This window comes from Alkanindiges illinoisensis DSM 15370 (assembly GCF_000619845.1).
In the GTDB taxonomy this organism is placed as follows: Bacteria; Pseudomonadota; Gammaproteobacteria; order Pseudomonadales; family Moraxellaceae; genus Alkanindiges; species Alkanindiges illinoisensis.
On the sequence record NZ_KK211037.1, the window covers coordinates 249,491 to 262,026 of the forward strand.

Sequence of the window (12,536 nt, forward strand, 5' to 3'; positions counted from 1 at the left end):
AGGCAATTTGGGCCTAAAAACGATACTTGGATGCCTGAATATTGGCATGAATATCAGTTGTTACGACACAGTACTGCTTTTCACCCGGCAACCACGCTAGGATGGTTTCATCAGTTTTGCTTGGATCAAACGCCTGGGTTTTTAGCGTGTTCTTCTGGTACTTGAAGGTTCCCGTAGTTTCCATTTGCTTCTGAACACGTAAAAATACTGGCACCGCATAAGCAGGCATATTTTGCTGGAAGAAACTGAGCAGTTCGGCATAATCACTTTCTTCAAGGCTATGGCCTTCATGCGGAGTAATGGCGCACATGCCAGCGCGGCCATTGGTGTTAGGGATTTCCACACCGTACACCACGGCTTCACTGATTTTTGGATGCTCAGCCACCAGATTTTCAACTTCGGTAGTAGATACGTTCTCACCTTTCCAGCGGAAAGTGTCGCCCAGGCGGTCAACGAACTGGGCATGACGGTAGCCAATATCACGCACCAGATCACCAGTGTTGAAATAACGGTCACCTTGTTTGAATACATTTTCAAATACCACGGATTTGTTTTTTTCCGGGTCTGTGTAGCCATCAAAGGGCGCGCGTTTGGTAATCTTGCCAATCAGCAGACCAGTTTCGCCAGTTTTAACCTTGATAAATCGGCCTTTGCTGTCCTTGATGGGTTCGTTTTTTTCCTTGTCAAATTTAACAATGGCATAAGGAGTAGGAGAGAAGCCGACAGTATTGTCAAAGTTGAAAATATTGCTAAAGCCCACGTTACCTTCACTGGAGGCATACAGCTCCATCACTTCTTCTACACCAAAGCGTTGCTTGAACTTGTTCCAGATGGTGGGACGCATGCCGTTGCCAATCATTTTGGTCACACGGTGGTCTTTATCCATAGAGGTGGCTGGGGTTTCCAGCAGATAACGGCACAGCTCACCCACATAGCCAATGGCCGAGGCATCAAAGCGCTGCACATCTGCCCAGAATTCACGGGCAGAAAACTTGCGCCGAATAGCCAGCGCCGAACCACCCGCCAGTACCGCTGCCCAGCACACTACCATGGCCGTTGCATGATAAAACGGCAGGGTCACATACATGACGTCGTGCTGGTTTAAATCCATGATATGACCATACGTCCCGTAAGCACGCATCCAGCGACCATGGGTGAAAACCACCGCTTTTGGCAGGCCAGTCGTGCCTGAGGTGTAAATATAGAACAGGCCGTCGACAAAATACACGCTATTGGTGGTTGGCGGGTTAAAGCTGGGGTACTGCTGGATAATACTGGCCAGATTCTGGTAGCCTGCGGGTGCAGTGCCTGCATCCTTTAAGGTATCCTGATCTGCAAACCAGTACACTTCCTGCTTGTTCACATCCAGATTTTCCAGCACTTCATGCAGGGAAGACTGTACTTCTGCACCGACCACAATCGCGCGGGGCTGTACCAGATTAATGCTGTGGCACAATACTTTGCCTGTTTGCGCCGTGTTGACCAGCGCGGCAGTTACACCAATTTTGGCCAGTGCAACCACTGTGGCCAGCAGTTCGGGGCGGTTTTCAACAAAGACGGCAACCACATCGCCTTTTTGCAGGCCTTTGGACAAAAAGAAATGCGAAATCTGATTAATCCATTCATTGAACTGCACATAATTCAGCTCAGTCTCTTTATATAAAATGGCTTTGCCATACGGGTTTTGCCGAACGGTTTTTTCAAATGCCCAGCCCAGACCCATTGGTTTGCTGGCCCGGGTATCGTTGGCCAGGATCAGGCCATTCAGCACATGAGGCAGTTTTTTGAGTAAACGAGGAACCCGCTTTGCCACTTCGCTTAAGGTAATAACATCTTTCTGATTAGACTGGCTCATGGATAGCGATCCTTTATTTTAAGTCGGTACAGGGTTTTAAATTGGCAGCGCCTGTTGCAGGGTTGCCACAACAGGCCAGCGAATCGTGCATGGGTAACAAAAATATGCCCGATTATCCGTTAAATCTGGCGCGGGTCAAGAGCCCATTAGGACGAATTATCAGACTGTTTTAGCACATGGCTCACCATATACTGGGTCATTTGCTGTTTTAGGGCACGTGACAGGGCATTATTCAGTTCAATGGCCACTGTGGCTGCAAAGAGTGGGCGCAGCTGATCAACCAGAGCAGTGGCCTGATGCAGCTCAAGCGGGGGCACAGAAGGTACTTGAGGGAAAACAATAGACAGGCCAATTTCTGCAACAGAGGTGGCGGCAGTGTCCAGATTTTTGCGCAGGTTTACCACAATATCCAGCAGCTGACGAAAGCTGAATTGATAGTCAATCAGGGTGGTGGCAAGTTGCAGCAGACCAGCATGGCTGATTTTAACCAGGCCATCTGGCGCTGGCTCAAGCACCCCTACTTCAAATGCATACTGGATGTCCTGCGAGGTGGGTGCCGTACTAAAACGGCTGGCCAGTGCATCAAGGGTTAAATGAAGCGGTTGTTCTTCAGTCCAGATATTGGCAACAGCCGTATTCAGGCCAATCAACTGGTTCAGATTATGGCCCTGTTCATGGGCATGCAGGATTTCGCTGATATTGGCAATCGAATAGCCACGGGTCAGTAATTGCTGGATCATGCGCAGGCGAACCAGATGGTCTTCGCCGTAGATGGCAATGCGTCCGCGCTTAACCGGGGCAGGCAAAATGCCTTTTTCCTGATAGGCGCGGATATTGCGGATGCTGGCAAGGGTTAGCTCAGCCAGTTGAGTAATGGTGTACTCAGAACTGGCTGGCGTATCACTGTCCGGGAAGTGTTTACCCATGACGGTACATGCTTACGAAGAAGCACCCTGCTTTTTCGGTGGACGGCCCCGTGGACGACGTGGTCGGGCTGGTTTTTCCTTGTCAGCCTTGGAGTCAGCGTCAGCACTGTCCGACTGTTCATCAGCTGCCAATTGGTGAGACTGGTCAGTTGATTTGTCATCGGATGGCGTGGCAGTTTCAGCATTGGCTGCAACCACGGCTTGCAGGTTGGCTTCGGATTCACCCACAGGCTGGGCAGCCTGCTGGTCTTGCTCAGCTGAAGCATTCACCTCAGTGGTCACCACCGGATTGGCCTGGATTACTTCAACTGACGGGTTATCGTGAGTTGCCTGCTCAGGCTGGGTTTCAGCAGTACTGCCATCCACAGGTTCAGCCACTGGTGCTTCGGCTGCACCTAATTGTTCAGCGGTAGCTTGCTCATCAGCGCTAGCCTGCGGCTCGTTTACCGGGTTTGTTTCAGGCACTACAGTACCATCCTGTGCTGCTTCAGCCGCCATTCTGCGCCGCATACGCGGGTCATTGGCTGCACGTTGCTTGGGCTCAGGAGGCGTTGTCGGTAGTAACTCTACTGGCTCCTGTGGTTCTACAGGTGCAATAGGCTGCTGGACTGGCGCAGGCTGTTCTGCCGGGCTAGCCACTTGATGACGCTGTTGCAGGGCTTGCAGGAATGCGGTAATCACATTGCCATCTTCCAGCAAAGCCTGGGCGGCATCACCCAGTACAGCACGGATAAATTCACCCGTGGTGCCCTGTACCGGCAGTGACTGAAGCTGCTGTGCACTGCTACTGGCCACTTCGTCTACCTGAGCTATGATTAAGGCCGGGTCAACTGCAAATTGCAGCGCTGGCTCGTCCAGACCCAATTCACGGCGACGACGACGTTCACGCGGGTCATTTAACGCGCGCTGGGGCTCGGCTGTGGTGGCAGAATCTGCGCTTGGCAGGTTACTGGCTGGGTCTTCACCAACATCAACGGCATGGTTGGGCGCGGCTTCATTGACTACCGGCTCAGGCTGATCGAGACTAATCAGGCTGGACTGGTGAGAATCCACATTGATAACCAGTGCTTCCACCATCTGCACCTGAGTTTCATGCTCAACTGCCAGCAAACGTGGTGCTTGGTCAGCATGATTTGTTTCAATTGCAGGCTGCGTTACAGTTTCAGTGTGTGCAGCATGCACGCTACGGGTTTCAACCACACTGGTTGTGGCCTGCTCAACAGCTTCGGTCAGTACGCTTTGATCACGGTGACGCGGGCCACGGCCAGGACGGTTGCTGGCCTGACGGTCACGACGTGGAACAGCCGCCTCTTGGCTGTCGGTTCTTTCCGGGCGATCCTGACGCTCAGGACGCTCTTGTCTGTCCTGATTTGGCTGCTGACGGCGACCACGGCCACGTACTTGTGGTGCTGCGTTGCTGTCTTCAGCGATTTGAGCAACGTCTACGCTTTCAACCACCTCACGTTCACGTGGACTATGCTCACGTTCACGCTGCTGATCGCGCTTGCGGTTATTGTTGCGCTGGCGACCATTGCCTGTGTTGCCACGACCATTATTGTCATTACTGATCGCATGGCTTGCCGCTGTAATGGTGTCCTGTGCTACAGCACCCTTGCTGTATACATTCACTACTTCGGGCTTTTCTTCTTTGGCCGGTGCCACCTTGTTCAGGCTGCCATAGACACCTTTGCTAACTGCGCCATCATTGACCAGTTGTTCAATGGCCGAGGCTGCATCTTTGGCGCTTACCGCATCCTGGGTCTTGGCCTGCTTGGTGACAAACAGGTTTTCCAGCCAGGCACAGGCACGGTTGTCTGTCTTGGCTGCTGGAGCAGGCTGACTGGTTGGGGCTTTTACGGCAGGCTCTGCATGGCGGGGTTTTTCAGTAATCGCGGCAGGTTCAATGACCACAGGTTGCTGTTGCCAGTCTGTGGCTTCATAACCCAGTTCTGATTCGCTGGCGCGGGTGGCTTCGGTGCGCTCATAGCTGGCCGGGCCAAAACCATCACGGTTGTACTGGATATGATAGTGCGGTGTTTCCAGATGCGGGTGCGGCAATACCGTAATGCGTACCTGACTGTTTTGTTCCAGATACACAATGGCATTGCGTTTTTCATTAAGCAGAAACGCTGCAATTTCAACCGGTACTTCAATTTGCACTTCACCCTGACGTTCACGCAGGGCAATTTCCTCAATCGAGCGCATAATTGACAAGGACAGCGAACGCAGGTCACGCACCATGCCAGTACCATGACAGCGTGGGCACACATAACCTGTGGCTTCTTCCAGTGAAGGACGCAAACGCTGGCGGCTCATTTCCATCAAGCCAAACCGTGATAGCTGACCAAACTGAATGCGCGCACGGTCGCTTTGAGTGGCTTCACGCAGCTTGTTTTCCACCAGACGCTGGTTACGGTCTTTGGTCATGTCAATGAAGTCAATGACGATCAGGCCACCAATATCACGCAGGCGTAACTGGCGGGCAATTTCTTCAGCAGCTTCAATATTGGTATTAAGGGCAGTGTCTTCAACATCATGGCCGCGGGTGGCTTTGGCCGAGTTGATGTCAATGGATACCAGCGCTTCGGTCTGGTCAATCACAATCGAACCACCGGAAGGCAGTTTGACTTCACGCTGATAAGCCGTTTCAATCTGGCTTTCAATGCCAAAACGGGCAAATAATGGTTCGCTGGCGGTATATTTTTTCAGCTTGTCGATCTGGTGCGGCATCACCTGTTGTACAAAATGATGGGCTTCATTAAAGGCCTGTTCATTGTCAATCAGGATTTCGCTGATGTCATCACGCAGGTAATCACGCACGGCACGGGTGACCACACCAGCTTCCTGATGCACCAGAATAGGTGATGGACTATTACTGGCGGTATTCTGGATTTGTTGCCACAGGGTGAGCAGATGTTGCAGGTCAAGCTGTAGCTCTTCCGGCGTGCGGCCAATCCCGGCAGTGCGTACAATCACACTCATGCCGCGCGGAATATTCAGGGTAGCCAGAATTTCCTTCATTTCTTCACGCACAGAACCAGCGATCTGGCGGCTGATGCCACCCCCTTTGGGGTTGTTGGGCATTAATACCAGATAGCGGCCAGCCAGTGAAATAAAGGTAGACAGGGCAGCGCCCTTATTACCACGCTCTTCTTTTTCGACCTGAACCAGTAGTTCGGTACCTTCACTAATCAGGTCACGAATATTGTGGGTGGAACGGGCATCGGCTTGCAGATAGCTGTTGGCAATCTCGCGCATGGACAGGAAGCCCTGACGGTTTGCGCCATATTCAACAAACACAGCTTCCAGAGAAGGCTCTACACGGGTGACATGACCCTTATAGATGTTGGATTTCTTTTGTTCGCGGGTGCGGTTTTCAAGGTCAAAATCGTATAGACGATTACCAGTGATGAGTGCAACGCGAATTTCTTCAGCATGCGTTGCATTGATCAGCATACGTTTCATGGGTGTGACACCTAATAGTGACACACACACACAGATCGGTTCGCCATATAATCGCGCGAACGGCGAGCTTTTTAGTACCTATCGGCTATTGGGTGTCAATGGGACAGACCGCATTGACCAATATGTACTAATTCCTTTTAATCAAAGGTCAAAGTCTTGCTTTGACACCGGATAGCGGTGCCTCGTCCAATCAAATGGATTGGTGCTCCCTGTTGTTTGGCTAAAATCGCAAAACGCTTACCGTAACCAAATCAAGTCATTCCTTAAGACTGCATCACCATGTTCACTATGGTGTCTGCCGCAACTACGGATCACGTAATATGGCGCAAGGCAGTTTGCATGACACGGTAAACTGTTTTGTCTTCTGATTTTAAAACACCAAAAACAGCGGATTGCGACCTGTTATGTGTGCATCAGTTTTCATTTAAACCTGCATAAAGGCAGGGTTCATTTAAACTTGTCAGCCAGATTGGCTTGTATTTGATAAAACCCATACAGGCTGACAAGATTTGCCGATATACTTAACCCTCGGCGAGGATGTATTCCTTAAGGTCGTGCTGCGCATTATCTAGGGATAACCATTTGGCATTTACCATCAGGGTGCAATTGGCACAACTGAACCGGTAAAGCAATGGGCAAACACCACCGTGCGCTGACTATATCAGACCTTTTCGTTTAAGCATACGGGAAGTCAGGATTTTTTCAGGCTTGTTTGTTATTTTTTCTCACAGGCCAGCATTGCTAAATATGTGCCTTGCAGCAGCAAGCAGGTTGAGCTTTTTTAAAGACAACCCAACTGTTGCAAGGCAGGCCGTGAATTCACATTTTTTATAAATACAGGTTAGGTATGGCTGAACAAAGCTGGCAGCAGGTAAGTTGGTTTGAGGTTGATGAGCACCAGGATGGCCAGCGCATTGATAACTATTTGTTTAGCCGTTTAAAGGGCGTGCCCAAAAGCCGTATTTATCGCCTGATCCGTGAGGGTGAAGTGCGGGTGAACAAGGGTCGTGTAAAGGCTGAAACCCGCCTAAAAACCGGAGACCAGATTCGGGTAGCACCTATTCGCCGGATAACTGCTGATGAGCAGGTTCAGGTCAAAGTGGGCGATGAGCTGGCGCAAAGTCTGGTAAACCGGATTGTATTTGAAGATGAGGGACTGATTGTACTGGATAAGCCTGCCGGAATTGCGGTGCATGGCGGCAGTGGCGTGGCCTTTGGGGTGATTGAGGCGCTACGGCAGGCACTGGGCAAGCCGTATCTGGAATTGGTACACCGCATTGACCGCGATACTTCCGGCCTGCTGATGATCAGTAAAAAACGCAGTACCTTAAAGCTATTACAGGATTACCTGCGCACTGGAAAAATCCGCAAGACTTATCAGGCGCTGGTGAAGGGTAATGTGTTACTGGACAGCCAGATGATTGATGCACCCTTGCTGCGCTATGAGCTGGCCAATGGGGAGCGCCGGGTACGGGTGTCTAAAGAAGGCAAGCCCAGCCAGACCCTGTGGCAGGTGGCAGAACGCTTTAAGCAGGCCACACTGGTGAATGCCAGCCCATTAACCGGACGTACTCATCAAATCCGGGTACACGGGCTGTTTATTGGCCATCCGCTGGTGGGCGATGACAAATATGGTCATGATGTTTTATGGCAGGGTACACCGGCGCGCCGCCTGTGTCTGCATGCTGCCCAGCTTGAAATTCCAGGTTATTCAATTATTAAGGCAGAGTTACCAGCAGATATAAAAAATTTGATCCAGCAGTTGCGTTTTTAGGTTTAGGTCGGCATAGTCGGGAAGAATTAGACTTTAGTCAAAATGGAGCTTTAGACAATTTGATTACTTCATTTGGTTCATTTGACTTAATTATTTTTGACTGGGATGGCACGCTGTTTGATTCGGTATCGCCCATTATCGACTTATTTTTGGATGCCAAAAAAGAACAGCCGGAAAGTACGCAGGGGGAAGCTTTAAAGGAAAGTGGCATGGTGCCGGTGCTGGATCAGATCATTACCGCTGACCATGCCGTGCAAGTCAATGACTTAAAAATGCTGCTAAATCTTGAAGGCTTTACTACTTTCCGCAAGCCTGCCACGCTCTATGCAGGCATTGCAGAATTACTGGAACAGTTGTGGTCCTCAGGCCAGAAAATGGCAGTGGTTGCGGGCCGAGCCCAGGCTGAAGTGCTGGCAGAAATGCGTACACTAAAGATTGACCATTATTTTTTTTCTGTCGTGGGTTCTGATCAGGGACCGGTCAAGCCCAATCCAGCCATGATTCATGCCATTTTGGCGCTGGCAGAATGTGTACCCAATCGCGCACTGATGATAGGCGATTCTGCCATGGACATGGAAATGGCCACACTGGCACGGGTTTCCATGCTGGGCACGGCATATGTGACCCGTGATCATGAAGAATACTGCCTCAAGCGGCTGGAACCCTGGCAACCGCTGGCCATTGCAGAGTCAGTGGATGAGCTTAGCCAGTTTCTGCTGGGTCAGTAATCATAAGTAGCACTTTAAATATTGTTCTGGAACATTAATGACGGCTTTATCCCAATTACCTTTTGAACTGGTTATTTTCGACTGGGATGGCACGCTGTTTGATTCGGTCTCGCAAATTGTGCAAAGCCTGCAATGGGCGGCGCAGCAATACCAGATTGACCTGACTACTGATGCAGCCAGAAATATCATTGGTTTGGGACTCCCGGAAGTTATGCAAACCCTGTTCCCGGAACATGAAGCATTACACCCGCATATTCAGGCTGAATATTCACGGCATTATGTGGCCAACTCCAACACGCAACGCTGGTTTGGTGGTGTGGATGAGCTATTAACCCAGCTTGAGCAACATGGGATTTTGCTGGCAGTAGCTACCGGGAAAAATCGCATTGGGCTGGATCGGGTCTTGGCACAAACCCAAAGCCGCCACCGTTTTATTGCCACGCGGTGCGCCAATGAAGCCCGATCCAAGCCGCATCCGCTGATGCTGGAGCAATTGCTGCAAGAAACAGGCATTCCCGTTGAGCGAGCAGTGATGGTGGGGGATACCACCTATGATATGCAAATGGCACAAAGTATTGGTATGCCACGCATTGGTGTCAGCTACGGTGTACATTCCGAAGCTGAGTTGGCTGTATATCAGCCACTGGCAATTGTGCATTCAGTGGCTGAACTGGCGCAGGTATTGATGCCTTAAACGCGTTTTTTTATCAAGGTAAGGATTATTTCAACCTTAGGTGCTTTTCAGTTCACCTTGCTGCGGTGCACTGGCCTGATCATCGTTCAACACTTGCCACACGCCATTGCCATAATCTGGATGCACCCGGTCAAGCAGGGCAAGCTGGCGCTCAATGATAAACGCAGGAACATCTGCCATGGCTTCGCTGATATTTTGATACAAGTGTTGCTTTTGATCATCATTAAATAAATTAAACAGGGCAGTTACCTGTACCAAGTCATTGTTGCCGGCATCATTGCGGTGATTAAAGCGGTCAGCAAAGTCCGCCTGCAACCGTAACGATGGCTGTTTAAAGGTTATTGCCATAAAGCTGGCATCGTTAAGTTAATGCCCTAGTTCTCATTAGGCCAATAAGGACGAGGGCATTAAAGACTGGGCAGCTTCTGGCTGTGATTGGCGTTCAAAATGCAAATAATAAGCAATGTAGCCTGAAAGATTATGTTCACTGTCATCAATGCGGGTACGGAAGCGATCATGCCGGACAAAGAAGGCATTTAAAATGGTTTGTGGACTACCAAAATACATAGCCATTTCCGGATAGAAAAAACCGATGCGCTGGTAATTTGCACGCAGCTCAATCGTATCTTCCAGTTCAGGCAGGCACGCCTGTTGCAGCAATGCGGTTTGCTGGGCATCCTTGCTGGGGTTGGCCTTTAAGCGGCATACCATTTTATGCGCTGACATGAGCATTTCCAGAAAGGTGGCATAAGCAGTTTGACGGTTTTTAATAAATTTTAGATTCTTTAGATAATTGTTTAGTCCAAATTCAAAATAACGTGGATCTGGCTTAATCATGCTGAGCTCATTGGTACAGTAGCTGAGCCAGTGATCGTGATATTTCCAGTAGTCCTTGGCAATAAAGTGTTCAAACATCTGCTCTACCGTGGCCAGCAATTCAGGGGTTTGATTGATTTGATACAGGCGCAACAAGGCAAAAGCAGCTTCGCCATCATAATAAACAATGCGAAATTTCTCCTTGAGTTCAAGTGAAGGGTAATGCAGCACATGAATGGTTTCACCACTGGATGACACCATGGACAAAATGCCTTTCGCAATTTTCTCTGCATAAGGCAGATACTGGGCATCCTGTGTGAGCTGATAATATTTGGTAATCATTAGAATGGCTGCTGCATTGGCACCCAGCTTGATTTCCTGCTGAGGCGCAGTGCCATCCAGCATGTACCCTAAAGTCTGGTTATTAATATGAACCTCAGCATATAAATGCTGCACGGCAAACTCGATGGCTTGGCGAATTTTAGGAAGATAGTTCGGTTGCGCCTGAACTTCCAGACTTTCAATTAGTGCATATAGTGAGGTGCAATGACGTACCGTATTATAACTTTTAAGGGTTTTATTGTAGGCAGGAAAATAGCCATAGATAAACTTACCATTAGGCTGGATTTGTTGATAAAGAAACTCGGCATTAGCGGTAATTAAATTGCGAATATGAGATTTAAAATCTGAATGATTAATAGCGCGAATGCCATTAAGCATACCTTTAGAATTAAGTTCAATAATCAAATTATTTTGAATAAATAGGCTAAAAGTATCAAATAAAATAATAGGCTGATTCTTTATGCCAGTTAATACTAATTTTGGCTGATGTTTATATTTCTTTTTAATATAGCTGGCTAGATTTGCCTGATCAAAATAACCGGGCTGAGTAATTTTTTCACTCTTAATGATTGCACTGCCATATAGCTCCTGTTCTAAAAATGCCAGTTCAAAACGCGAATCAAAAGAAATTCCACGCCGAAAGTGGTTGTTGTGGGGCTGAGCCTGAATAAGTTGTTGAAGTGCTTCAAAGCTCGTCTTTTCAAACTGGTAAGCTAGATCAACTTTAATAAACTCTGGCAGGGATTGATTTTTTTCATAAAGTTTAGCTAAAAAATTCTGACAGCGTTTCCATGCTGCATCAAAATTGTCATGAGTGGTCTGCCAGACCTGAGCACGCTGACTCCTGTTGCCATATGAGACAAACAAAACGTAAGGACAACCAGAAGCAGGCAGAAAAGTGTGCTGCTTGTCATTGAAATACTGATAGATTTGATCCATTAATTTTTTAAAATCAGGGGATTGGCTCATTATTTTAAATCCTGAAACTTTGATCCATATTAAATTTTAAAACTATAGCTTTTTTAATAACTTAAAAACTAAAATTTGGCAGATTCTATTTTGTTAAATAATGTTATTGGGTAATATTTGAACAATATATTTCAAAATTTAAATAATGAAAGAAATTATTTCAGTATTAATATTTAGGAAATTTTCTTATTTTAATATCTTTTTAAAATTATAATTTACATTAACTGTTCATAAGTATAAATAAATTCACATTAGAAACAAAAATAATTTCATATATTGAAAAACAGCAGCTTTAAGAACTTATTTATGAGTTAATTCTGTTGCCAAAACTAATAAAGGATTAATTAAGAACCCTGTTAAAAGAGGTAAAATCATGGCCGCTAATATCGTTGTTGTCTCTAAGCATTCGGCAGAAACCTTACAAAACACTGTAAGTAATCGTATAACACTCAATGAACCATCCATCGTGCAGATGGGTGTAAACCGGGCTGATGTTGCAAAGATGGAGCGACTGGAAAATTCTCTGGTCGTTACACTAAAAAATGGTGAAGTTGTCACATTAGATGGCTTTTTTGATGCGGCTAATAGTACCAGTAATAGCCTGGTCTTGCGCGATGCAGATGGGTCATTCTGGCTGGCTGAGGTTAACCCACAAAACGGGGCATTTGCCTTAATTGATTATTTACCCCTTGAATCGATAGAACCTTTATTGCTGACTGAAGGAACAGGAATTGCAGCAATGCCCTGGTTGCTAGGTGCATTAGGGGTAGGAGGCGTGGCGGCCCTGGCAAGTTCTGATGGCGGCGGCAGTAGTTCAAATAATAATGATGGTGATGGCGACGCTGATGCTGATACTGACGCAGATGCCGACGCAGATGCCGACGCAGATGCCGATGCCGATGCCGATGCCGATGCTGACGCTGACGCTGACGCTGACGCTGACGCTGACGCTGACGCTGACGCTGAC

At 48.1% G+C, this 12,536-nt stretch carries 9 protein-coding genes; 4 read left to right on the forward strand and 5 right to left on the reverse strand.

Annotated elements, in window-relative coordinates:
• Nucleotides 1–13 precede the first annotated feature (13 nt).
• The 3 genes from Q337_RS0115525 to Q337_RS0115535 all read right to left on the reverse strand — a co-directional run bounded on the left by Q337_RS0115525 (nucleotide 14) and on the right by Q337_RS0115535 (nucleotide 6,246).
• Nucleotides 14–1,855 (reverse strand): long-chain-acyl-CoA synthetase, encoded by a 1,842-nt coding sequence (locus Q337_RS0115525; RefSeq protein WP_026472365.1) that lies wholly within the window; start codon nucleotides 1,853–1,855, stop codon nucleotides 14–16.
• A 146-nt stretch (nucleotides 1,856–2,001) separates the two neighbouring features.
• Nucleotides 2,002–2,781 (reverse strand): MerR family transcriptional regulator, encoded by a 780-nt coding sequence (locus Q337_RS0115530; protein WP_026472366.1) that lies wholly within the window; start codon nucleotides 2,779–2,781, stop codon nucleotides 2,002–2,004.
• A gap of 12 nt (nucleotides 2,782–2,793) precedes the next feature.
• On the reverse strand, nucleotides 2,794–6,246 hold the full coding sequence (locus Q337_RS0115535) for an Rne/Rng family ribonuclease (protein WP_026472367.1): 3,453 nt from the start codon (nucleotides 6,244–6,246) through the stop codon (nucleotides 2,794–2,796).
• Nucleotides 6,247–7,093: 847 nt separating this feature from the next.
• Between Q337_RS0115535 and Q337_RS0115540 the strand changes: the two genes are divergently transcribed.
• The 3 genes from Q337_RS0115540 to Q337_RS0115550 are packed head-to-tail and all read left to right on the forward strand — an operon-like array spanning nucleotide 7,094 to nucleotide 9,442.
• Nucleotides 7,094–8,020: an RluA family pseudouridine synthase gene (locus tag Q337_RS0115540; protein WP_034280642.1), complete on the forward strand. Its 927-nt coding sequence runs from the start codon at nucleotides 7,094–7,096 to the stop codon at nucleotides 8,018–8,020.
• Nucleotides 8,021–8,079: 59 nt separating this feature from the next.
• Nucleotides 8,080–8,748, forward strand: a complete 669-nt coding sequence (locus Q337_RS0115545; RefSeq protein ID WP_026472369.1) for an HAD family hydrolase — start codon at nucleotides 8,080–8,082, stop codon at nucleotides 8,746–8,748.
• Between the two features lie 37 nt (nucleotides 8,749–8,785).
• Nucleotides 8,786–9,442: an HAD-IA family hydrolase gene (locus Q337_RS0115550; protein WP_026472370.1), complete on the forward strand. Its 657-nt coding sequence runs from the start codon at nucleotides 8,786–8,788 to the stop codon at nucleotides 9,440–9,442.
• A gap of 36 nt (nucleotides 9,443–9,478) precedes the next feature.
• Here Q337_RS0115550 and Q337_RS0115555 read toward each other — a convergent pair whose 3' ends face one another.
• A complete protein-coding gene (locus Q337_RS0115555; RefSeq protein WP_026472371.1) occupies nucleotides 9,479–9,790 on the reverse strand; it encodes a catalase-related domain-containing protein in 312 nt (103 codons plus the stop codon).
• A gap of 36 nt (nucleotides 9,791–9,826) precedes the next feature.
• Nucleotides 9,827–11,569: a poly alpha-glucosyltransferase gene (locus tag Q337_RS18090; protein WP_051526946.1), complete on the reverse strand. Its 1,743-nt coding sequence runs from the start codon at nucleotides 11,567–11,569 to the stop codon at nucleotides 9,827–9,829.
• A gap of 373 nt (nucleotides 11,570–11,942) precedes the next feature.
• Between Q337_RS18090 and Q337_RS19125 the strand changes: the two genes are divergently transcribed.
• The coding region (locus Q337_RS19125; RefSeq protein ID WP_026472372.1) for a BapA/Bap/LapF family prefix-like domain-containing protein at nucleotides 11,943–12,536 on the forward strand (594 nt) is incomplete at its 3' end.

Bases quoted from the DNA above. Each gene is read 5' to 3' on its own strand.
- Q337_RS0115525 (WP_026472365.1), bottom strand. From the start codon at position 1,855: ATGAGCCAGTCTAATCAGAAAGATGTTATTACCTTAAGCGAAGTGGCA.
- Q337_RS0115530 (WP_026472366.1), bottom strand. From the start codon at position 2,781: ATGGGTAAACACTTCCCGGACAGTGATACGCCAGCCAGTTCTGAGTAC.
- Q337_RS0115535 (WP_026472367.1), bottom strand. From the start codon at position 6,246: ATGAAACGTATGCTGATCAATGCAACGCATGCTGAAGAAATTCGCGTT.
- Q337_RS0115540 (WP_034280642.1), top strand. From the start codon at position 7,094: ATGGCTGAACAAAGCTGGCAGCAGGTAAGTTGGTTTGAGGTTGATGAG.
- Q337_RS0115550 (WP_026472370.1), top strand. From the start codon at position 8,786: ATGACGGCTTTATCCCAATTACCTTTTGAACTGGTTATTTTCGACTGG.
- Q337_RS0115555 (WP_026472371.1), bottom strand. From the start codon at position 9,790: ATGGCAATAACCTTTAAACAGCCATCGTTACGGTTGCAGGCGGACTTT.
- Q337_RS18090 (WP_051526946.1), bottom strand. From the start codon at position 11,569: ATGAGCCAATCCCCTGATTTTAAAAAATTAATGGATCAAATCTATCAG.